General features: G+C 63.0%; 24 protein-coding genes. 15 read left to right on the top strand and 9 right to left on the bottom strand.

Annotation, left to right across the window (positions count from 1 at the left end; translation table 11 throughout):
• The first annotated feature begins 26 nt into the window (after positions 1-26).
• The gene (locus FXB40_RS34505) at positions 27-1,001 is read left to right on the top strand and encodes a quinone oxidoreductase family protein (RefSeq protein ID WP_148776745.1); all 975 of its coding nucleotides are present in this window, start codon (positions 27-29) and stop codon (positions 999-1,001) included.
• Positions 1,002-1,040: 39 nt separating this feature from the next.
• Here the strand turns inward: FXB40_RS34505 and FXB40_RS34500 are convergent, their stop codons facing one another.
• Both FXB40_RS34500 and FXB40_RS34495 read right to left on the bottom strand, forming a co-directional pair.
• Positions 1,041-1,316, bottom strand: coding sequence for a hypothetical protein (locus tag FXB40_RS34500; protein ID WP_148776744.1), 276 nt, complete (start codon positions 1,314-1,316; stop codon positions 1,041-1,043).
• 101 nt (positions 1,317-1,417) lie between these two features.
• Positions 1,418-2,026, bottom strand: a complete 609-nt coding sequence (locus FXB40_RS34495) for a S24 family peptidase (RefSeq protein WP_148776743.1) — start codon at positions 2,024-2,026, stop codon at positions 1,418-1,420.
• 163 nt (positions 2,027-2,189) lie between these two features.
• Between FXB40_RS34495 and FXB40_RS34490 the strand changes: the two genes are divergently transcribed.
• Together FXB40_RS34490 and FXB40_RS34485 are read left to right on the top strand one after the other, a co-directional pair.
• The gene (locus FXB40_RS34490; protein ID WP_148776742.1) at positions 2,190-2,723 is read left to right on the top strand and encodes a GcrA family cell cycle regulator; all 534 of its coding nucleotides are present in this window, start codon (positions 2,190-2,192) and stop codon (positions 2,721-2,723) included.
• A gap of 38 nt (positions 2,724-2,761) precedes the next feature.
• The gene (locus FXB40_RS34485; protein WP_148776741.1) at positions 2,762-3,325 is read left to right on the top strand and encodes a hypothetical protein; all 564 of its coding nucleotides are present in this window, start codon (positions 2,762-2,764) and stop codon (positions 3,323-3,325) included.
• 47 nt (positions 3,326-3,372) lie between these two features.
• Here FXB40_RS34485 and FXB40_RS34480 read toward each other — a convergent pair whose 3' ends face one another.
• Positions 3,373-3,729, bottom strand: a complete 357-nt coding sequence (locus FXB40_RS34480; protein ID WP_148776740.1) for a hypothetical protein — start codon at positions 3,727-3,729, stop codon at positions 3,373-3,375.
• A 703-nt stretch (positions 3,730-4,432) separates the two neighbouring features.
• Between FXB40_RS34480 and FXB40_RS34475 the strand changes: the two genes are divergently transcribed.
• Together FXB40_RS34475 and FXB40_RS34470 are read left to right on the top strand one after the other, a co-directional pair.
• The gene (locus FXB40_RS34475; protein WP_027531907.1) at positions 4,433-4,618 is read left to right on the top strand and encodes a hypothetical protein; all 186 of its coding nucleotides are present in this window, start codon (positions 4,433-4,435) and stop codon (positions 4,616-4,618) included.
• 147 nt (positions 4,619-4,765) lie between these two features.
• Positions 4,766-5,107, top strand: a complete 342-nt coding sequence (locus FXB40_RS34470) for a phasin (RefSeq protein WP_092228872.1) — start codon at positions 4,766-4,768, stop codon at positions 5,105-5,107.
• Positions 5,108-5,601: 494 nt separating this feature from the next.
• Here the strand turns inward: FXB40_RS34470 and FXB40_RS34465 are convergent, their stop codons facing one another.
• Together FXB40_RS34465 and FXB40_RS34460 are read right to left on the bottom strand one after the other, a co-directional pair.
• The gene (locus tag FXB40_RS34465; protein WP_148776739.1) at positions 5,602-6,432 is read right to left on the bottom strand and encodes an alpha/beta hydrolase; all 831 of its coding nucleotides are present in this window, start codon (positions 6,430-6,432) and stop codon (positions 5,602-5,604) included.
• A gap of 147 nt (positions 6,433-6,579) precedes the next feature.
• Complete coding sequence (locus FXB40_RS34460; protein ID WP_148776738.1) at positions 6,580-8,376, bottom strand: ShlB/FhaC/HecB family hemolysin secretion/activation protein; 1,797 nt, start codon at positions 8,374-8,376, stop codon at positions 6,580-6,582.
• Between the two features lie 129 nt (positions 8,377-8,505).
• Between FXB40_RS34460 and FXB40_RS34455 the strand changes: the two genes are divergently transcribed.
• Positions 8,506-9,771, top strand: coding sequence for a FecR family protein (locus FXB40_RS34455; protein WP_187437343.1), 1,266 nt, complete (start codon positions 8,506-8,508; stop codon positions 9,769-9,771).
• A 61-nt stretch (positions 9,772-9,832) separates the two neighbouring features.
• A complete protein-coding gene (locus tag FXB40_RS34450) occupies positions 9,833-12,577 on the top strand; it encodes an EAL domain-containing protein (RefSeq protein ID WP_187437342.1) in 2,745 nt (914 codons plus the stop codon).
• Between the two features lie 16 nt (positions 12,578-12,593).
• Here FXB40_RS34450 and FXB40_RS49510 read toward each other — a convergent pair whose 3' ends face one another.
• Positions 12,594-12,854, bottom strand: coding sequence for a hypothetical protein (locus FXB40_RS49510; RefSeq protein WP_148776735.1), 261 nt, complete (start codon positions 12,852-12,854; stop codon positions 12,594-12,596).
• Between the two features lie 245 nt (positions 12,855-13,099).
• Between FXB40_RS49510 and rocF the strand changes: the two genes are divergently transcribed.
• The 4 genes from rocF (at position 13,100) to FXB40_RS34425 (ending at position 16,434) form a co-directional block, all read left to right on the top strand.
• On the top strand, positions 13,100-14,077 hold the full coding sequence (gene rocF / locus FXB40_RS34440; RefSeq protein WP_148776734.1) for an arginase: 978 nt from the start codon (positions 13,100-13,102) through the stop codon (positions 14,075-14,077).
• Between the two features lie 160 nt (positions 14,078-14,237).
• Positions 14,238-15,509: a sulfite dehydrogenase gene (soxC, locus tag FXB40_RS34435; RefSeq protein ID WP_148776733.1), complete on the top strand. Its 1,272-nt coding sequence runs from the start codon at positions 14,238-14,240 to the stop codon at positions 15,507-15,509.
• Positions 15,496-16,035 (top strand): c-type cytochrome, encoded by a 540-nt coding sequence (locus FXB40_RS34430; protein ID WP_148776732.1) that lies wholly within the window; start codon positions 15,496-15,498, stop codon positions 16,033-16,035. The genes soxC and FXB40_RS34430 overlap by 14 nt, the downstream gene beginning before the upstream one ends.
• 102 nt (positions 16,036-16,137) lie before the next feature.
• Positions 16,138-16,434 carry a hypothetical protein gene (locus FXB40_RS34425; RefSeq protein ID WP_187437347.1) on the top strand — a complete coding sequence of 99 codons (297 nt, stop codon included), beginning with the start codon at positions 16,138-16,140 and terminating at the stop codon, positions 16,432-16,434.
• 2 nt (positions 16,435-16,436) lie between these two features.
• Here FXB40_RS34425 and FXB40_RS34420 read toward each other — a convergent pair whose 3' ends face one another.
• Entirely contained in the window at positions 16,437-17,651 is a 1,215-nt protein-coding gene (locus FXB40_RS34420) for a mandelate racemase/muconate lactonizing enzyme family protein (protein ID WP_148776730.1), read from the bottom strand.
• A gap of 94 nt (positions 17,652-17,745) precedes the next feature.
• On the opposite strand from FXB40_RS34420, the gene FXB40_RS48775 reads away from it, so the two are divergent.
• Complete coding sequence (locus tag FXB40_RS48775) at positions 17,746-18,006, top strand: hypothetical protein (protein ID WP_246208152.1); 261 nt, start codon at positions 17,746-17,748, stop codon at positions 18,004-18,006.
• Between the two features lie 138 nt (positions 18,007-18,144).
• On the opposite strand, the gene FXB40_RS34410 is transcribed toward FXB40_RS48775, so the two are convergent.
• The gene (locus tag FXB40_RS34410) at positions 18,145-19,395 is read right to left on the bottom strand and encodes an NRAMP family divalent metal transporter (RefSeq protein WP_148776729.1); all 1,251 of its coding nucleotides are present in this window, start codon (positions 19,393-19,395) and stop codon (positions 18,145-18,147) included.
• Between the two features lie 377 nt (positions 19,396-19,772).
• On the opposite strand from FXB40_RS34410, the gene FXB40_RS34405 reads away from it, so the two are divergent.
• From FXB40_RS34405 to FXB40_RS34395, 3 genes are all read left to right on the top strand, one after another.
• Positions 19,773-20,399 carry a phytanoyl-CoA dioxygenase family protein gene (locus FXB40_RS34405; RefSeq protein WP_347339794.1) on the top strand — a complete coding sequence of 209 codons (627 nt, stop codon included), beginning with the start codon at positions 19,773-19,775 and terminating at the stop codon, positions 20,397-20,399.
• A gap of 195 nt (positions 20,400-20,594) precedes the next feature.
• Positions 20,595-20,834, top strand: coding sequence for a DUF3606 domain-containing protein (locus tag FXB40_RS34400; protein ID WP_246208149.1), 240 nt, complete (start codon positions 20,595-20,597; stop codon positions 20,832-20,834).
• 111 nt (positions 20,835-20,945) lie between these two features.
• Positions 20,946-21,119: a DUF3606 domain-containing protein gene (locus FXB40_RS34395; RefSeq protein ID WP_148776726.1), complete on the top strand. Its 174-nt coding sequence runs from the start codon at positions 20,946-20,948 to the stop codon at positions 21,117-21,119.
• Between the two features lie 71 nt (positions 21,120-21,190).
• Here the strand turns inward: FXB40_RS34395 and FXB40_RS34390 are convergent, their stop codons facing one another.
• Complete coding sequence (locus FXB40_RS34390) at positions 21,191-21,376, bottom strand: hypothetical protein (protein WP_148776778.1); 186 nt, start codon at positions 21,374-21,376, stop codon at positions 21,191-21,193.
• Positions 21,377-21,582 lie beyond the last annotated feature (206 nt).

Genomic DNA, 21,582 nt, shown 5'->3' with positions numbered 1-21,582 from the left:
AACGCAACGATAAGGGAGCAACGCCCATGACCCATGCCATTCGTTTTCACAAGACCGGCGGTCCGGAAGTCCTGGTCTGGGAGGAGGTCAATGTCGGCAAGCCAGGGCAGGGTGAGGCGCGCATCCGACATACTGCCGTCGGTCTCAACTTCGTCGACATCTACAATCGCTCCGGCGTGTATCCCGCGCCATTGCCGAGCGGGCTCGGTAGCGAGGCCGCGGGCGTTGTCGAAGAGGTCGGGCCAGGCGTCACCGATCTGAAGCCGGGCGATCGCGTCGCCTATGGCGCATCGCCGCTCGGCGCCTATTCCGAGGCGCGGCTGATCCCCGCCGACCGGCTGTTGAAGCTGCCCGACGGCGTCGACGACAAGACCGCGGCTGCAATGATGCTGAAGGGGCTGACCACGCAGTACCTGATCCGGCAGACCTATCGCGTGAAGGCCGGCGACACCATTCTGCTGCATGCAGCGGCCGGCGGCGTCGGCCTGATCCTGAGCCAGTGGGCAAAACATCTCGGCGCGACCGTGATCGGCACGGTCAGCAGCGACGAGAAGGCAAAACTCGCCAAGGCGCATGGCTGCGACCACGTCATCATCTACACGCGCGAGGATTTCGTGAAGCGCGTCGACGAGATCACCGGCGGCAAGAAGGTGCCGGTGGTCTATGATTCCGTCGGCAAGGACACGTTCCTGAAGTCGCTGGACTGCCTCGCGCCGCTCGGCGTTGCCGCGCTGTTCGGTGCGTCCTCCGGTGCGGTCGAGCCGCTCAATCTCGGCCTGCTCGCCCAGAAGGGTTCGCTCTACGTCACCCGGCCGACGCTGTTCACCTACGCCGCCAAGCGCGAGAGCCTGGTCGCGATGGCGAACGAGTTGTTCGACGTCGTCAAGTCCGGTGCGGTCAAGATCGAAGTGCACCAGACCTATGCGCTGAAGGACGCTGCCAAGGCCCATGCCGACCTCGCCGCGCGCAAGACCACAGGATCGACCGTTCTGACGGTGTGATCTGCAACTCGACCGTGGTGCAGGCGGCTTAGGCCCGCGTCACGCTTTCTCGTGCTTGCGCAGGTCGCGGGCGTGATCGTGGCGGATCGCCTGGAGGTCGACATCTTCGGGCGGGATCTGGGGAAGGGCGGCCTCGGCCAGGATGGCCTCAGTCACGTCCTCGACCGAATTCTCTGCGATTTCGTGGATGAACGAGATGTTCTGGTATTCGCCGGAGGTGACGCGGGAAATTACCTCGCGCCTTGTGATCTCGGGGTCAACGATCGCCTCGCGGCCGCGCCGCCCGTAATCGATCATCACGACGAAATACTGCATGAAACGATCCTGCCGCGCACCCAGGGCTGGGTGCGCGGCATAGTATTTCCGAAAAACGGAATTAAGTCAAGTTTGATTTCCAAAAATCGGAAATCGCGACTTTATCGTCCCTTCTTGCGAGGACGGGCCGATTTGGCGCGCAATCGTTCCAGTTGGCCCTTGGGCATGGAGAGGCAGATCTCTCCGACCCAGTCGAGCTTGACGCCGACGATCGGCTTGGCGTTGAAGCTGTTGAGATTGACGACGGAGGGGGATTTGCCCCGCTCGATGGTTTTCAAATAGCGCTCGCCGGTCTTGAGCCGGACCACGGCTTCTTCGCCGTAGAAGCTCGACAGCGGGTGGCGCTGGTCCTTGTAGACCACGATCACGTCGCCGCTTTCGTATTTGGGCAGCATCGAATCGCCCAGGATCTCAAAGGCGACGGTCTCTTCCATGATCGGGAAGGGCAGCGCGATATCGCCGAGCCCCTCTGGAGGGACCTGCTCGAAATCCGGCTCGATCACGGCGCCAGCGCCGACCCGGCCCATGATCGGCGCGAGGTTCAGCTCGAGATATTGCATGATCGGAATAATTTCGGAGGCCTTCACAAGGCGTTCGCCGCCGAGGATTTCCGACACCGCGCCCGGGCGCACGCCCATCGCCGCGGCCAGCCCGCCCTTGCTCTTGCCCGTCTTCTCCAGGCCCCGTTCGATCATCGCAGCGTCCAACATGGTGATTCCCTCGATTGCCCATAGGCTCTGCCTCTTGTAATCCGAAATTCGGAATTGATGCAATTATGAATATCAGAATTATTGCTTGACTTCGTATTCGGAATAACGGAATGTGTGTTCCGCCTCCGGATCGTGCGATCGGGGCGCATCACAGGACAGCAGCATGGAACCGGGCCATTGGTCGTCGGAGCATTCCGACGCGCTTCGCGACTATTTTTTCAAGGGACTGTCATATGCGGAGATCGGACGGGAGATTAACGCAAGGTTTGGAACGGCTTACACGCGCAATGCGGTGGTCGGTCGCGCCAAGCGGCTCGGGCTTGCCGCGCCCGACCGGATGACGAGTCCATCGATCGTGCCGTCCTTGCCGGGCGATCCCGGTTCGCTCGCGCCGCGGCGTGTTGCAATACCCGGCCTGAACCTGCCGCCGCCATCGGCATTAAGGCCGGCCAATCCGGTCAAATTGCGCTGCATCGGTGTCCGGCCGCGACTGATCACGCTGCGTGAGCTCGATCGCGGCGATTGCCGCTATCCCTATGGCGGTGACAGGGAGGGGGAGGAGATCAGCTTCTGCGGTCACCCGCGTCAGCCCGGCTCGAGCTATTGCGCGCCGCATGCGCATCTGACCCGCGGTCCCGGGGCAGTGTCCGGCCGCACCGCCGGTGCCGTCATGCTGAGGCTGGTCTCCATCGCCTGACCAGTGTCTTCTCAATTCAGTTTGCAAGGAGTTTCCGAGTGGCACGTGCCAGACGCAACATGTCCTACAAATTGACCGGACTTCATGACCGCCGATCGCGCGACCTACCGTTGAATGCAGAATTGGCGGAGGTCGAGGTCGACAATCCCCTGGCGCTCGATCTGGACGAGAAGATCGTAGCGATGCGGTCGATCCGCAACGATCCGCTCGGCCGGCTGCACGCGCACCACCAGATCGACGAGGCGCAATATCGGGGTGGCCGCGCCTACCAGAGCGACTGGGAGCGGGCGGAGCGGGGCCCTCAGGCCATGGATCCGACCCGCGAATATGTCGACGGCGCGCGCTCCCGCGAGCCTGTCACCGAGAGCCAGCGTCAGGCCGTATTACGGCTGAACCGGGTCGAGCGCGAGCTCGGCACCGACGGCGCCGCGCTGGTGCATGACGTGCTGGTGCTTGGTTTGACGATGGACCAGATCGGGCAGCGACGTGCCGTCCGCACCCAGCGATGGAATGACTATTTTGCGCGGCGTTGTCGCGAATGCCTCGACCGGCTGGCGCTGGTCTACGGCTTTGCCACCGACGCGTCGGCACGGCGCCGCTGAATGTGGCTGCCGGCGGCTTTCCGCCGCCGGCATTCTTCCGTCGCTCCTCACGGATGCGGCATGATCTGGTAGGGCGTGGTGTAGGGCTCGACGCGGAGCGAGGCGTTGGCCAGCAGCCCGATCTTGGCAGTTGGCGCCTGCTGCATCTCACCGTTCTGTCCGCGATGCACGTTGTACTGCCAGACGGTGAGGTCGCCCTTCTGCGCCAGTGCGTGCGCGACCGCGCTCGCGTCCTTGCCGCCGAGCGCCTGCAGCTCCTCGGGCGATAGCCCGATGACGATCTCGTCCTTGATGGTAACGATCTTGAAGAGGTTCATTTTGGTCTCCTGCGCCCATGCGCCATGTGCCGAGAGTGCAAGAAGCGCAACCGCGGCGCCCTTGATGAGATCGCAGCAAGAAAGCATGCCGTCGTCCTTTGGTGCTGATGCGCGCCCGAATCAAACAGTCCGTCAGCCATGGCGCCCGTGATCTGCGTGGCCGTTTCGCAACCGCTTGGTCGTACGATCTTGAACAACGGTTCACGGAGCGAGGAATATCGGGAGCAATGAACCCTGACGTGGGGCGGCGAGTCCAAGCCAGGAGATCAAAGGGGACTCGCCGGATGGGGCCCGTATCGGGACGTTGGAGACCGGCTGCGAGATCGACGTTCATTTCGTGGACGATGCAACCGCCGAAATCGGACTCAACGATTACGTGTATGCGCTGAAGAGCGTTAATTCGCGGCTGCCAATCTCCGTTCACACGGGAAACACGGTGAAACGCAGGTCTAATTGACAGCGATCGGGGCCGTGTGGTGACTGGTTGCTGCTTCTTGACGCAGGTGGGTGACGGCGGCGCGTATTCCTGATATCCGGAATTGCCGTGGCACGATGCCGACGAAGCATCGCTAGTCTTACGGTTTGGCTTGCTCGACGGGTTGTTCCTTGCCATAGTTGCAACTTCTCGGGTCGGGCCGAGTCTCTCCAGATTTGCAGCTCGGCATGCCAACCTGCTGAGGTGCCCCGACCTAGAGTTTGTCGTCGCCATGGCGTTCGGTGAAGGCGTACGGTTCTCGACCGGGCTCCCGACGCCCAACATCGAGGGGCTGAGTCCTGTGATAGGTGCGAGATGAAGAACCTCAATTTCGCGGCTGAACTGCATCTTAAGCTCGGCGCACCCGCGAACGGGACCGTCGAAAGTCTCCGCCTGCTGCGCGCCTTCCTCAAGCTCGCTCCCCGGCAGCGCTTTGAGGTCATCAAGCTCGTCGAAGACCTCGTCACTGACGAGACCATCCCCGAACACCCGCTGTCTTGAGCCCGGCCACGGGCCGACATTACGCTTTGTCCACCTTTCAGACCGGAAAGCGGACCGCCAGGTGGCGTTCGTCGCCGGCGTTTGGCCGCTGGAAGGCAATGCGACAAATGTGGTAATGAGTTGGGAAAAAGAGGGAGGAGTGCGACCATGATCGAACCGAAGCTCGAAGTTCCGGCCGAACTGCGCGACCTGGCTGAGAAAACCATCGACCAGGCTGAGAAGGCATTCGGCATGTTTTTTGATGCCGCCACCAAGTCGATGACGTCGGTCCCGGGGGCTGGCGCGGACGTGTCCAAGCAGGCGCTCGCCTTCACCGAGCAGAACATGAAGGCGGCGTTCGAACACGCTCGCAAGCTGGTTCACGCAACCGACCTTCAGGAAGCGATGCGAATCCAGTCCGAGTTCCTGCGCAGCCAGTTCACCAATGCCGGCGATCACATGCGACAAATGACCGGCAACTTCATGCAGCCGGGCAAGGGCAAATCCTGACAAGGGAACGTTCTGATTTCCCGCGCCACGGCCGTGTGCTTACAAATTGATCTTGCGCAGTGACGCGCTACGCATTTCAATTCCAGTGCAGGTCCATGATGGGCCACCGGATGAACCTCATTCGCCGTCCGTCATCCTTTCTGCTGATCCCTGTCGGTTCACCCGGCAGGGATTTGCATTTCGAGAGCGCGTTTGCGCGCTCGGCGCAAAGCTCAGCCGCAGCACGATCCCGGAAATTGCGAGAGGTCGATGCGGGCGATGATCGACCGCACCAGCCTGCGGGCCGAACGATAGAAATGGCGTACGCGCCCGAGCACCCGTGCCGGGGGCAGGCCAAGTCTCGTCGTATCAAGTCTCGTCGTATCAAGTCTCGTCGTATCAAGGCTCGCCGTATCGAGCCTTTCGATATGGTGCGACACGTGCCTCTCCCATGCTGTACCGCCGTTCTATCGTGGCCGGCACGGAGCTGCGTTGATCTGCCGCAAGGATCCCGGTTAGTAGTCGCCGGGATTCATGATCATCGGGGAGGTCGTATCGGCCGGCGCGAGCGCGCTGCTCGCGCTGTCGCGCAGGAAGCGGTCAAGTGTCGCCTGGATCTTCTCCTTGACCGAGTCGGGCCCGCGATCGCTCATCTCGGTATGCTGCGCACCGGTCGGGATGATGTCGATGCCGCGCGCCTTCGCCTCTTCGGGCGTCGGCAGCACGCCGGGGTCGGTTTGGAAATGCGGATCCTTGGAGCGGAACGACAGGATCTTCATGCGGTCGTTGAGCACGAAGGGCACCCGGAGATTGTCGAGTGTGATCACCTTCGACACGAGCTCGGGATGCTGCTGGGCGACATACATCGAGACGTCGCCGCCATTGGAATGACCGACCAGCGTGATGTGGTCGTAGTCGGCGTTCTCCTGCCGCCCCTTCAACGTGTTCAGCACGTAGAGGATGTTGGCTTCGCAACGCATATAGACCTCGCGGCGGCCGACATATTTCTGGCCGACATGGGTCATCAGGGGCGGATCGCTCGGCAGATCCTGCTGAATGCTGGCGACGAGATAGCCGCGCGCCGCAAGCACGTTGGCGAGGAAGGAATACTCGGTGGCCTTGACCGTGTTGCCATTGCTGATGATGGCGACCGGAAGCTTCCAGAGGCCGAGATTGGCCTTGGTCTCGTAGTCGCGCCGCACCGCAATCTCGACCGAGATCGGCCGCTGTCGCGCGGCGTCGAACAAGGACAGCATCTCGTGACGGATCGCGAACTTGCTGACGACGACATACTGGCCCGCCGCGAGGACGCAGAGAAAAGCCAGGATTGCAAACACCCTCTTCATGGTTCCGTCTCAATCACTTTTGACTGAACATGGCTATTGAAAACTCACGGATCGAGAGATCGTGAGTACGTTACGGGATTAAATTTAGGCAAGTCTGTGAGAAGGGTCTCAAAAAGGGCCCCCAAAAGCCCATCGAGCCGGGCGAGGCTAGAGGCAGCTCGCCTTGCCGCGTTGCGGGCAGAGCCGGAAGGCGCTTGAAAGTGTGAACAGGAAGCGCGGGCTGCGGCGCTCATTGTCCGGCGCCCGGTAGCTCAACGGCACGGCCACGCCGAAATCCGCCTGAATATCCTCCGGCAGGAAGAACCGCACGCCGACACCGGCGGACGTCAGCGCCAGACCGTCGCTTAGCCGGTAGCCGTCGTTCCAGACTGCGCCGGCGTCGCCGAAAGCGTAGAGCTGGTAGCCGCTCCAGTAGCGGAAGTTGAGCTTCTGGTCGAAGCGAACTTCGAGCGAGCCGGCAAGACCGTTGTCGCCGCTGATCTCGGCCGCGCCATAGCCGCGGCCGAAGGCTGCGCCGCCGAGATAGAATTGCTGCGAGGTGAACAGCGGCCGCGACGCGGTCTGGCTCGCCGCAGACAGCTTGAGCGACCAGGCGTCATTGAGCGTCTGGTAGCGCGTGAACCAGAGGTTCAGCACCGAGAAATTCGAGGACGCGCCATCGCGCGACAACAGATCGTCGTCGAAATGCGAGGCGCCGAAGACGTCGAGGCCCTGGCGGAAGGTCATCGTCGCGTAGTTGGTGCCGCCAAAGCGATCCTGGAGGCGGTAGTCGGCGGTGAGGCTCGCGGTCCTGATGTGGTCGTTGTACCAGGGGCCGTAGAGATCGTGCTCCGATACGTTGCTGAAAGTCCCGGCCATGGTGAGCGTCAGTCCGGACGATTGCGACATGAAGGGCACGGTGCTTGCCCGCACCTCAAAAGCCTCCGTTGTGGTGATGTCGCTGTCGAGGCGCCGCGCATCGCCCGGCCGGACTTCGCTGTAGAGGACGGAGGCGCCGAGGCGTACGCCGTCGACGCCGACCGGTGCGTCATAGGACAGCCGCGCGAAGCCGAGCTCGCGCGGATCGTTGGCGACGGTCGACAGGTTGACGGCGAGCGTGTCGCCGGGCGTGAGGTAGGAGTTGAACGCGCCCGTCGCGTAGGTCTGCCATGGCCCGACCGATGACGAGCCGAGATTGTCCAGGCCGAACGACGTGAAGACATGCCAGGTCTTCAGATAGACGGTGAGGCGGAAGCGACCGGTTGCACCGCCGATCTCCTCCAGCGCGGTATCGGTGATCCGAACGCCCGGCCTGCCGTTGATGAGGAAGAGCTGGCGTTCGAGCGTTGCCAGCCGCGACGGCTGCTCGGCCAGGACCGGCCCGAGCATCGGCCTTACACCGAACTGCTCGGCGCCGTCACCCTTCAGATCGGCCTGCACGATGGCGCCTTCGATCACCTGGATCCGGACGCGGCCATCGGCGATGTCCTGCGGTGGCACGATCGCCCGGCTGAGATGGAAACCGTCGGCACGGTAGAGATTACTGATTGCGCCGGCGATCGCAGCGAGGTCGGCTTGCGAGACCTTCTTGCCGAGATAGGGCTGATACAGGGTGGCGATGCGCTCGTGAGGGATGACGTGGGCGCCGCTGACTTTGATGCCGCGCAGCACGAACTGTGGCCTGGTATCCCCGTCGGTATTGGACTGGCCGACCGAGGGCAGCTTCACCGGAGGTCGGCTCAGAGATTCCTGCTCGGTTTGGTTTTCAAAGTACTTCTCCGGCTGGCGCGGGTCGAACCCCGGCTGGTTCGCCTGCTGCGCGTACGCCTGCGGATTTCCCGCAAGCGTCGGTCCGAGTAGCACCAGCGCGGCAGCAAGATACCGTCCAACCGCGCCAAGTGCGGACCGTTCTCCGTAGTTTGACGGAGAGGTCTCCAGGCGCCGGTAAGGATTCAGTAGCCACATGATTTTTCATAGTTTTTTATGGTCAACGATTGGTTAATGCGTCCGCCGGACTCCCGGGTTCCCGCTAAGCCAATCTTGAGTGATCTCGGATACGCATCAGGCTCGCAGTAACTCAGGCTGAGGGTCATCATGCTCGTTCGAATTGGAATACGGTGCACCTTGATGGCAGCGCTGATCCTGGGAACGGCGTTCGGTGCATCCGCAGCGGATGACGGCGTCTGGTCAGTCAGCAAGTCGTCGGGCGAGGTCTGGCTTGCAACCAACGGCGCCCAGCAGGTGTCGTTGAATCAGCAGGAGATTCTGAAGCCGGGCGATACCATTCGCACCGGGCGCAACGGACGCGTGCTGCTCGTTCGCGGCGAAGAGACGATTTTGATCTCTCCCAACTCGGTGGTCAGCGTGCCGACCGAGAAGAAGGAGGGACTTTCGACCACCATCATCCAGCAGGCGGGTTCGATCCTGCTCGAGGTCGAGAAGCGCAACGTCAAGCATTTCGAGGTCGAGACGCCGTATCTCGCCGCCGTGGTCAAGGGCACGCATTTCAGCGTCACCGTGGGCGCGGGCAGCACCAAGGTTGGCGTGCTCCGCGGCCAGGTTGAAGTCTCCGATTTCAAGACCGGCCAGATCGCGCAAGTCATGCCGGGGCAAGTGGCTACCGCCTTCGAGCACGGCAAGCCCGGTCTCAGCCTGAGCGGTGCCGGTACGCTCAATCCGATCGAGCAAGGCAAGCCGCGCGCTTCGACGATCGAGCGCGTTCCTGTGCCGAAGTCGGGCCTGTCGATGCCGCGCAATGCGGCGAACGGCCATGCGATCCATGCGCTTGGTGCGATCGACAAGGGCACCAGGACGGCCGGCGCGCCGGCGCAATCGCGCCAGGCAAGCGAGACTCACGCGCCAAGATCTGGCGTGGTGCGCATCTCGAGCTCGCTCGGCGAGGTCAAGCTGAACTTCCATAAGGTCACGAACGGTCTTGCCCACGGTGCAGTCGCGCCGGGGCGGGTGCGTAATGCGAATGCCAGCACCGACACGGTGTGGAGCGATAGCAAGTCGAGCACGACGACCACAGCTGGCGCCAATAGCTCCACCGTCACGGCGGTCACCGTGAGCAGCAGCGCACCTGCTTCCAGCGCCTCATCGACCTCATCGAGTGTGACGACGACCGTTGCGGCCACCGCTGGGGCGACCGGCGATAATTCCGGCGGGGGTAACGGGACCAACGACAACGCAAATAACGGCAACGGAAAAGGAAATAACGGGAAGGACAAGGGTAACAACGGCAATAACGGGAACGGTAACAGCGGCGCCACCGGTAACGGCAAAGGTAACAACGGTAACGGCAACGGAAATGGCGGCGGTAACGGCAGCAACGGGAATGGAAATGGCCACCGACACTAAGGCGATTTCCTAGGGGATGAGGGGCGCACCCTCCGAAGCAGCGGGTGCGCGGGAGGATCGGGTGAAACGTTATCGGCCGCATATTCTTGTCGTGATCGCGCTGGCAGTCGTGCTGTCCACGGGATGGCACGGCTCGCTTCGCAACGCGCTCACCGACCTGCGCTTCGCATGGGAGTCGCGGGCTGCCAGCGGTAACGTGGTCGTGGTCGCCATCGACGCGCCCTCGATCGACCAGATCGGAGTGTGGCCCTGGCCGCGCAGGCTGCATGCGGAGCTGCTGCACAGGCTCGAGGCTGCAGGTGCGCAGGAGGTGGCCTTCGACGTCGATTTCAGCACGCCATCCGATCAGGCCTCCGACGAAGCCTTCGTCACCGCGCTTCGAGAAGTCGGCGGCTCGACGATTTTGCCGTCCTTCAAGCAGCCGACACCAAATGGTGGTGCGGCTTATATCAATCGCCCCCTGAAGCCGTTCAGCAACCAGTCGTGGCCGGCCGTGGTCAATGTCGCGGTCGAATCCGACGGGCTCGTTCGCCGCTATCCGGTTGCGGAGAAGCTCGGCGATGCGCAGATGCCGTCGATGGCCGTCGTACTGGCCGGGCAGGACGCCAATCGGCGGCCGCCGTTCCTGATCGACTTCAGCATTCGTGCGATGTCTATCCCGAGTGTCTCCTATGTCGATGTGCTGCGAGGCGATGCCGCGACCCTCGACAGGCTGAGGGACAAGAAGGTCATCGTCGGTGCCACGGCACTCGAACTGGGCGACCGGTTCAGCGTTCCAAATGGCCGTATCGTTGCGGGTCCCGTCCTCCAGGCGTTGGCGACAGAATCGGTCCTGCAGAACCGCATGCTGCGCTGGACGTCTAATGTCGGCATGATTGCTGGCCTCGGCGTGATCTGCCTGCTGATGATGTATTCATGGCGCCGTTTCGGACCGGGTGTCCGCGTCGCGATCCTGGTCGCAGCCGGAGCCGGCATCGAGCTGACCGCGGTCCTTGTACAGGGAAGGTGGCCGCTCGTCATCGACACGTCGTTGCTCCACATCGCCATCGTTGCCTATCTGACGGCGATCGCGCTGGATGAGATCGATTTCCGCAGTCTGCTGGGGCGCATCGCCGAAAGTCGCTTTCACCGCATCGCGATGTCGCTCGGCGATGGTCTGGTCTGCACCGACGAGGATCACCGGATCACGGTCTGGAATCCCGGTGCGAGCGCGATCTTTGGCTACATGCCGACCGAGATGATCGGTCGCCCGTTCGAAACGCTTTGCGCGACACCGACAGAAGGGGGCACGAAAACCTTCGCCATGCGCGACGCTGCGCGCCAGGCGCTGCTGGTTCCCGGTGGAGCCGTGGTCGTCGAGTTCGAGGGCCGGCGCAAGAATGGCGAAACCTTCCCGGTCGAGGCGAGTTTCTCGGGCTGGCAGGGGACGGAGGGCTTCCAGTACGGCGCGATTCTCCGCGACATCTCCGTACGCAAGCGCGAGGCGGAACGCGTCAGATATCTCGCCGAGTATGATGCGCTGACAGGTCTTGCCAACCGCAATACGCTCCATGCGAGGCTTGCCGGCCTGCTCGCCGTGGCGCAGCGGCGGTCCTCCGAGGTCGCGCTGCTCGTACTGGGGCTCGACGGCTTTCAGCAAATCAACGACATGCTTGGACACTCGATCGGCGATCTCGTGCTGCGGGCGGTTGCCGAACGCCTGCGGACCGAGGTCGATGGCAGGGCGGTGGTCGCCCGGCTCAGCGGCGACGAGTTTGCGATTGTGCTGGATTGCGCTGATAGCGACGAGCCGATTGCCGCGTTCGCTGAGCGCATTGCGCGCGCATTCGAGGCGCCGCTTGTGACGGGCGCGCGCCAGCACCGCGTCAGGATCAGCATCGGCGTCGCCGTCTATCCGGAAGGTGGACAGAGCGCGGATGATCTCCTGAGCAACGGCCATCTGGCGCTGAGCCGCGCCAAGGCGACCCGGCGCGGCAGCTATGTGATCTTCGAGAGCGCGATCAGGCAGGAGCTGGAGAACCGGCTGACGCTGGAGAGCGAACTGGCGCTTGCCGCCGACCGCGGCGAGTTCGAGCTGTTCTACCAACCCCAGGTTCGCCTGATCGACGGCGGCCTGATTGGTGCCGAAGCGCTGATCCGCTGGCGGCACCCGGTGCGCGGCTATGTCTCGCCCGGGGAGTTCATGCCGGTGGTCAACACCTCGGCGCTGTCCGAGCGGATCGCGAACTGGGTGATGGACACCGCCGGCCGGCAGGCGCGTGCGTGGGAGCTGTCGGGCAACGCTGTCCGCGTCGCAATCAACCTCTCGCCGTCGCAACTCGACTCCGGCGATCTCGCGCATTCGGTTGCAGAGCTGCTGAGAGCGACGGGGCTAACCCCCTCGCTGCTCGAGATCGAAGTCACCGAGGACATCCTGCTGCACGACGAGGGCCGGGTGCTCGACATGTTCAAGCGGATCCAGCAGCTCGGCGTCCGCATCCTCTTCGACGATTTCGGCACGGGCTATGCGAGCCTGAGCTACCTGAAGAAGTTTCCGCTCGACGGGCTCAAGATCGACCGCTCCTTCGTGCTCGATCTGCTCGCGGATTCCGACGATGCGGCGATCGTCGGCTCGACCATCGGCCTCAGCAAGCAGCTCGGTCTTACGGTCGTTGCCGAAGGTATCGAGAATCGCGCTACGGCGGATTTCCTGGTCAGCATGGGCTGCGAGGAAGGGCAAGGCTACTTCTTCGGCCGTCCGATGCCCGCCGACGCGTTCGAAAAGAAATTTTTGGTGGCCGAGCTGGAAACTGTCAGCGCTGCCTAGCGGATTTGGTTTGATTCTAGCGCCGGCGCGCAACCGCTACGCCAAACAGGAAGGCGACGAACAGGCTGGCCAAGGGCGCTTCACGTGTTATCGCGGCGACTGTCGAGAGCGGTTTACCCGGCTTTCGGGCTTCGTCGATGACAGAGGTCAGCCGATCGACACCGGCGCGCAGACCGCCGACGACTTCGCCGATTGTCTGGGAGACGTCGGTTGCGGCGTCAATGGCGCGCTCGGCCATGTCGGGTTGCGTGGGGGACTGCGGAATTTCCGTGCTCAAGTTCGTGAACTCCGCTCAGAGGAGGTGAATGAGGCCGGCACCTTTGGCTATCCGCGCGAGCGCTAGTGTTGAACAGCGGGTCCGGAGACCTTTGGCTATCCGCGACGGGCGCCGTGTTGAAACGGCGGGTGCCGGCCTTGGATAAACAATTCGGCGTTCTGGAATTTGTTCCGACCATCCCCGTGAAACGACGGGTGCGAATCTCTGTTAGGCTGGCGCAGCCTTGCTGATCTCAGGAGATTGCCGTGACCGATCGAACCATTGCGGATCGAGCCCGGCGTATAGCATTGCTCGGCGCGCCCATCGACATGGGGGCCTCACAGCGTGGTACCCTGATGGGACCGGCCGCGCTGCGTACCGCCGGCCTTGCCACATTGCTCGAAAGCCTGGATTTCGAAGTCGTCGACTACGGCGATCTCTCCGTGGCCGAGGTCAGCGATCTCGCCGACAGGCCGCCGGAGAAAGCCAATCATTACCGCGAAATCCAGCGCTGGACGCGCACGCTCAGTCGTCGCGGCTATGAGATCGCGCAAACCGGTGCCCTGCCGATCTTCCTCGGGGGCGATCACACGCTGTCAATGGGTTCGGTCACTGCGATGGCGCGACATTGGCAGGAGCGTGGACGCGAGCTGTTCGTGCTCTGGCTCGACGCCCATGCCGACTACAATACGCCGGAGACGACGATCACAGCCAATATGCATGGCATGTCGGCGGCGTTCCTGTGCGGCGAGGCCGGCCTCGATGGCCTCCTGGGCGATGATCCGCGCACCTCGATTGATCCGGACAGGCTCGACCTGTTCGGGGCGCGTTCAATCGACAAGCTCGAAAAGGAGCTGATGCGCACACGCCGGATCAGGGTTGTCGACATGCGCCAGATCGACGAGTTCGGCGTCGCGGTGCTGATCCGGCGTGTCATCGAACGCGTCAAGGTGAGCAACGGCGTGCTGCATGTCAGCTTCGATGTCGATTTTCTCGACCCTAGCGTCGCGCCGGGCGTCGGTACCACGGTGCCGGGAGGGGCGACCTATCGCGAGGCGCATCTGATCATGGAGTTGCTGCACGATTCCGGCGTGGTGGGATCGGTCGACATTGTTGAGCTGAATCCGTTCCTGGACGAGCGCGGCCGCACGGCACGTACCGCGGTCGAACTGATCGGCAGCCTGTTCGGCCAGCAGATCGCAGATCGGCCGACACCCAGCAATGCGATCGCGCCGGGTGAGTGACACGCGAGCCGTTTGTGCATCGCAAAGAATGGAACTGCTGCGGCTACCGCCGGATTTAGGTCAGTCCTGATCGAAATCGCCTGCTTTTGAAATGCACGCGAATTGCAAATGTGCCTCGCGGAAGGTTTCATGCGGGCCGAGCTTCATCCGAGGGTCCGCTATGAGCAGCACGATCGACACAAGCGACAAATCCGCAACGACAACACGTCGCGGCTTCCTGAAAGGGAGCGGCGCCGTGGCAGGCGGCGTTGTCCTGGGAGCCGGTGCATCAGCCGCCGCGGAGACCGAAAACCTTCCGCCTAACGTCCCCGATTGGATGAAGGCGCCGGGCGATCCGATGGGGAGCCAGCCCTACGGAGCGCCGTCGCCGTTCGAGAAGGGCGTCGTCAAAAACATCTCGAAGAACCTCAAACAGTACATCTCCGCGTCCGGCCGGACGCCGTTGCAGGAGCTCGACGGCATCATCACGCCGAACGGGCTATTCTACGAGCGTCATCACGGCGGTGTTCCCACCATCGACCCGGCACAGCACCGGTTGATGCTGCACGGCCTCGTCGAGCGTCCCCTGATCTTCACTGTAGATGATCTACGGCGCTTCCCGTCGGAATCGCGCATCCACTTTCTCGAATGCTCCGGCAATCCCGGTTACACCAAGCCCTATGGCAAGACTGCGTCAGACCTCGTCGGCCTGCTGAGCTGCGCCGAATGGACCGGCGTCAGCCTGAAGCTGGTGCTTCAGGAGGCTGGGCTGAAGCCGGAAGCCAAATGGGTGATCGCCGAAGGCGCCGACGCTGCCGCGCTGACCCGAAGCATCCCCATCGAGAAATGCCTCGAGGATGCCATGCTCGTCTACAGCCAGAACGGCGAGCGGTTGCGACCGCAGCAGGGCTATCCGCTGCGGCTGCTCCTGCCGGGGTTCGAAGGCAATATGAATGTGAAGTGGCTGCGGCGCCTGCATGTGACGGCAGAGCCCGCTTATTCGCGCGAGGAGACCTCGAAATACACCGACCTGCTTCCCGACGGTACCGCACGCGAGTTTTCCTTCTACATGGAAGCGAAGTCGATCATCACGCGTCCATCGGGCACCCAGCGTCTCAGCGCACCCGGCTTCCACGAAATCACCGGCATCGCCTGGAGTGGACATGGCAAGATCAAACGGGTCGAGGTGTCCGTCGATGATGGTAAGAGCTGGCAGGATGCGCAATTGCAGGAGCCGGTGCTGACCCGTGCCCTCACGCGCTTCCGCCTGCCCTGGCAGTGGGACGGCAAGCCCGCAGTGATCCAGAGCCGCGCAATCGACGAAACAGGCTACGTGCAGCCGACGCTCGCCGAGCTGCTCGCGGTACGCGGCGAGAATTATTTCTACCATAACAATGCGATCTGGCCCTGGCGCATCGCGGCCGACGGAGAGGTGACCAATGCGCTGGCGTGAAATCTGCGGCGTCGCCTTCGCAATCTTGCTCTGCGCTCCAGCGAGCACCGCGCGGGCACAAAGTCCTTATGGCATCGGGCGGCCGGCGACGGCGGCCGAGATCGCGGGCTGGAATATCGATGTCGGGCGCGATGGCAGCAATCTGCCGAAGGGAAGCGGTTCGGTCAGTCACGGACGCGAGGTTTTCGCTCAGCAATGTGCGTCATGTCACGGCGACAACGGCGAGGGCGGATTAGGCGATCGCCTCGTCGGCGGGCAAGGCACGATCGGGACCGCCAAACCGATCCGCACTGTCGGAAGCTTCTGGCCTTATGCGCCAACGTTGTTCGACTACATTCGCCGCGCGATGCCGCAGAACGCGCCTCAGTCGCTGAGCGATGAAGATGTCTACGCGCTGTCCGCTTATGTCTTGAGTCTGAATGGGCTGGTGGGAGCGGATGCGACGCTCGATGCCAAATCGCTCGCGGCGATCAAAATGCCGAACCGCGACAAGTTCGTCGGTGACGCGCGCCCCGACGTAAAGTGAACGAAGCGACATGGTCGAGTTCCGGGCATTGGCTCGGAACTTGCTTAAGTCTGGCGCGGAACTCGTGGGCCGCATTTGAATTAACCTGCGAGAGGAAAAATGATGGGTCTTTCGATGACAACTGACCGCTTCGCAAACTCCATGTCCTCCGCGCTTCGCCATCCCGGCGTGATCGCTCTGATCGTGGCCGGCGTGACCATTGCTGCGATGTTGATCGTTGATCACGGCCCCTGGAATCGTGCCAAGACCCAGCCAGCTCATGTCGCGATGTACGCGACCACGGGCGAAGCCGCCAACGCAGCGGGCGCCAAGGTGCTTCCCACCGAACCAAGGTCGGCAGTTGAGCCGGAGCGGCCGGGGCCCAAGACGTCCCCGACCGTCAATCCCGTGACGCCGTAATTTCAGCCCTTGCGGCCGTAGTTGAGGAGACCGCCGGTCGTCTTCGGTGGATGCGCGCGAAGGGCCTCCTCGTTTGGCTCAGTGCCCCAGCCGGGGCGATCCGGAATGACGAGATGGCCGTTCTGGATCTCCGGCTCATGCGTGAACAGCTCGCGGTCCCACGCCAGACGGTCGATGTCGATCTCCATGATGCGCAGGTTCGGCACCGCGGCACAAAAATGCGCGTTCATCATCGAGCAGAGATGGCCGTAGAAATTATGTGGCGCGACGTTGACCTCAAAGGCTTCCGCGGCCGAGGCGATTTTCATCGATTGCCACACGCCGTTCCAGGGTGTGTCGATGATCGCCACGTCCATTGCCTGCTCGTGGAAATAGGGCAGGAATTCGCGCAGGCCCAATAGCGTCTCGCAGGACGAGATCGGATGCGGACTCTGCCTGCGGATATAGCCGAGGGCTTGCGGGTTGAAGCTGTCGATCTCGATCCAGAACATGTCGAGGTCGGCGATCGTGCGCAGGATCTTCAAATAGCCTTCGGTCTTGGCGTTGAAGTTGCAGTCGAGCAGGATGTCGACGTCGGGACCCGCGCCGTCGCGGATCGCTTCCAAATGCATGCGCAGGTCGCGCAGGGTCTTGCGGTCAACATTGATCTCGGGCGCAAAGGGCGAGCCGAAGCCGGGCCGCCAGCCGGTCGGTTTGCCGTCGTCATAGGAGAAGATGTTGGTCTTGAGCGCGGTGAACTTCTTCTCGCGCACCTCGCGCCCCATCGCCTTGACGCCGTCGAGGTTTTCGATCGGCGGCTTGTACCAGGACGGATGATTGATCCGCCACGTCGCGCAATGCGACCAGTACACCCGGACACGGTCGCGGATCTTGCCGCCGAGAAGCTCGTAGCACGGCACGCCGAGGCATTTCGCTTTGGCATCGAGCAGCGCATTCTCGATCGCGCCGAGCGCTTGCGCCACCACGCCGCCGGCGGCGGGACGAGTGGCAGCGAACAGTTCGGCATGGATGCGCTCATGCTGGAAGACGTTCTGCCCGATGACGCGGGCCGAGAGGCGCTGGATCGCGGCGCCCACGCCGGGCGAGCCAAAGCCCTCATCGAATTCGCTCCAGCCGACGATGCCGTCTTCCGTCGTCACCTTGACGAAGTGGTAGTTTCTCCAGCCGGCGTCGCAGGCGAGGATTTCGAGACTTGTTGCTTTTGATGATCTTGTCATGTCGCTCCCTGTCGCCCGGCCGGGCGTTGTTGGTTTTGTGGTCCGGTCGCAAGCCCGAGCCCAGCCACAATTGTTAGGCTAACGACCGACGGCCGTGAAGCCTGCAAGCGTTTGGCCGGGCGTCGATTTTCGGCCATGCAGCGAAAAACCCGTAGAATCCGGGGGCATTATGTTTCTTGGGATCGTCCCGAAATTGCGCCACGCCCAGACTCTTTTGGCCACAATCGGAACCGATCAAGGAGACATGCAGTTTTTGGCCATGATTTCGGTTCTGGCGCTCCTCACGATCAGCGGGGCCGCCGTTTCCGATCGGTTTCTGACAGCCGATCAGCACGTCGCGCAAGGGGTGGAATAGCGCGCACGGGCGAGGGCGCTTTGTCTTTGGGGAGACAACAATGCTTTCGATCGACCAGTTCTTGCGCTTTATCAGTGTGCCGGCGGTGTTCGCGGCTTTCGTCATCGCCTCGCAGATTTCGGCGGCGCTGTCGCCGCTCTAGCCGATCACGAACGAGCCGAGCAGAGCGAGGACGGCAAGCGCCATCAGCGCGGTGCCGAGCCAGCCCAGCGTGACGAGCCACGACCGGGCCTTGAAGCGCCCCATGATGGCTCCGTTCGAGACGATCAACATCATCATTGCCATGATCGGGACGGCGACGATGCCGTTGAGCACGGCGCTCCACACCAGCATGTGGATCGCGCTGATGCCGGTGAAGCCGAGGCCGAAGCCGATCACGGTCGCGGCGGCGATGATGGTGTAGAAGCCAACCGCATTCTCCGGCCTTGCCTCCAGCGTGGCGGGCCAGCCGAAAACTTCCGCGACGCCGTAAGCCGCCGAGCCCGCCAGCACCGGGATCGCCAACAGGCCGGTGCCGATGATGCCGAGCGCGAACAGCGCGAAGGTGAAGTCGCCGGCGAGCGGCCGCAGCGCCTCGGCCGCCTCCGTCGCCGAATTGATGTTGGTGACGCCGTTGGCGTTCAACACCGCGGCCGTGGTCAGGATGATGAAAAAGGCGATGCCGTTCGACAGCAGCATGCCGAGCGTGGTGTCGGCCTTGATGCGCGCGATCTCGGGATCGCCGCCGCGCTGCGTCTCCTCGCGTAGCGGCTTGTCCCGCTTGCCCTGGTTCATCTCCTCGACCTCTTGCGAGGCCTGCCAGAAGAACAGATAGGGGCTGATGGTGGTGCCGAGGACGGCGACCACCATCATCAGATAATCGGCGTTGACGGTCGCCTTCGGCCACACCGTGGCGAGCAGCGCCGTGCTCCACGGAATCTTGACGGTGAATGCGGTCGCGACATAGGCGAACAGCGTCAGCGTCAAGAACTTCAGCACCGGCGCATAGCGACGATAGGGCAGGAAGACCTGGAGGATGGTCGAGCCGGCCGCGAAGATCAGCGCGTGCTCGTGGTTGAGCCCGCCGATGACCAGCGAGAGCGCCTCCGCCATCGCGGCGATGTCGGCGGCAATGTTGAAGGTGTTGGCGGCAACGAGCAACGCCACGAGTCCCAGCACCAGCCAGCGCGGTGCAAGCTCCATCACGTTGGCAGCCAACCCCTTGCCGGTAACGCGGCCGATCTGCGCGCTCACGAGCTGAATGGCGATCATGAACGGCGTGGTCAGGAAGACCGTCCACAACAGCCCGTAGCCGAATTGCGCGCCGGCCTGGGAATAGGTGGCGATGCCCGACGGATCGTCGTCGGCCGCGCCGGTGATCAGGCCGGGACCGAGACGCTGCAGCAGCATCGGAGCGGACTTGGTCGGCGCGTCGGCGCGGTCGTGCTTGGGGCGATGTTGCGATCGGTTGGACAGGGTTTTCTTTCCGGAAATTGCGAAGTCAAAGCCTAAGCGCGATCATAGCCGTAAAGTTCCTCGGCCGGCCAGCAGGCGCGATGCGCGGAGTTGTAGCGTGGTACCATCGCAAACATGCGCGGCATCCAGCGCCGTCACGCTTCGCGGTTTTTCGTTCACCGCGGTCTAGCTTCGCTTCAAGACAAGGCCGTGACCCCGCTTGCGGCGGCGGGCGATGCCCTTGCGGAAAACACGCCAGGATTGTAGGGAGCGTCATGAGCCATTGCCTGACACCGACCAGGGTCGCCCCGCTTGCAGCGGATCAAGCCGCCATGCTGATGCGCGACGGCTATCTGCTGCTCCGCGGCGCCGTGCCCGAAGACTGGCGCGAGGCATTGCGGGCCGCCTTCGATGCGGGGGTGGGGACCGGCGATCAATGGGCGGTGCCCCGCGGCACCGGCTGGCGCCATGCATTGGTCGATCTGGATCCGACGGTGCAGCGGACCTGCCGGCTGCCGCCGCTGCTGGCGGCGGCGGCCGGCATTCTGGCCGGCCCCTTCTTTCTCGCCCAGGTCGAGGGGCGCGAGCCGCTCAGGGACGGCGGCCATCAGCCCCTGCACCGCGATGGCGTGGGCACCAACGCCGTCGCCGCCCTGGTCTTCCTCGACGCTTACGGGCCGGATAACGGCGCCACGCGCGTCGTGCCGCGCCATCTCGACCAAGGCCTTGTCGATCCCGCCGAGCCGGACGAAGCCTCGTCACTGATCCTTGCGGGCGAGGCGGGAGACATCCTGGTGTTCGACGCCGACCTGCCGCACGGCGCGACCCTTAATCGCACGGGCGCGCGGCGGCGTTCATTGCTGCTGAGCTTCATGCCGGAGCGCATGCGCGAGGCACAGGAGTCCTGCCGCGCGCTGCGCAACGTGCGCATGGACACGTCCGAGGTGTTCGTGCCCTAGGCGACGTTGCCGAACGTTCATCTGAGCAGCTTCGTTCGTATATTTGCGCGCGCGACGGAACACCCGTCCCCAATGCATGTTGAGTCTGCGGAGACGGAATCTTCGCGAGGAGCGGGACAGTCACCATCGCGACAGAGGCGGCGTCATGCCCGCCTTGTCGCGGTCCGATCCTTCTCCTCATCCGAAAGCAAACTCATGAACAGGCCCCGGCCGACCTACTTCCGCAATTCGCTCGATCTCAGGGACAAGGTGCAGGTCAAGATCCTGCGCAAGCGTCTCAACCTGTCGAACGGTCAATTTGCCGAGGTCGTTCGCAAGTCCGGCAACTCGATCTCGGCGATCGCCAAGGAAGCTGCCAACGAAGCTGCCAAGCAGGCTGCCATGCAAGCGGTCAAGGAAGCGGCGGTATCCATGCCGGCCAAGGCAATGGCATAAGTCGGCAAGCCGGCCAGCTCTTCTGCGACGGCCACGTTCGGCCAAGCCCAGGATTTAGGAACGGCTGCCGACGGACGACGTTTCCCGTTTCAGCAAAACGAGGAACGGCCAATGGACAATCTGACGAAGCGCGAGCAGCCCGACCGCAGCAAGATCAACATGCACGAGGCTTACGAGGTCAAATACTGGACCCACGCGCTCGGCGTTTCCAAAGAGAAGTTGCAACAGGCTGTCGACAAGGTCGGCAATTCGGCCGCCGCCGTCCGCAAGGAGCTGGCGACCTGAGCCGGGCCGCCCGTCAAGCGACGCACATGCGATCATCAAGCCCCGCCTCCCATGGACGCCGGGCTTTCGTGCTACTTGATGCTGACGAACATGCCCCAGGCGGCGGCGAGCGCAGCACCGGTGAAGACGACCACCGGATTATCGCAGAAGGCGCCGCCATAGCTGCACACGTTCGAGCCGAACTGGCCGAGCTCGTGATGGCTCGCGGAATAGAACAGTCCTGACAGTCCCAGCAATGCGGCGGCGACGTAATACATCGCACATCTCTCCTCGGGGCGCGCGTGTGCCAGCATGGCGCGGAGAGATTTCATTCCGCCGAATTCGCCTGGTTGCATTCGATTAAAGTTTGACCCGTTGGGTAAAACGCCTGAGCCGATCGCGGCCGCGATTGAACCTGCATCCTCACCGAGAACACTAAGACAGGCAGAGCTATTGCCCTAGCTGCCGGGGCCTTGCCGAGGGA

It is taken from the genome of Bradyrhizobium rifense (genome assembly GCF_008123425.1).
GTDB classification, from domain to species: domain Bacteria; phylum Pseudomonadota; class Alphaproteobacteria; order Rhizobiales; family Xanthobacteraceae; genus Bradyrhizobium; species Bradyrhizobium rifense.
The sequence above is the reverse complement of the archived record's forward strand: the minus strand, read 5'-3'. Positions and strand labels throughout refer to the sequence as shown.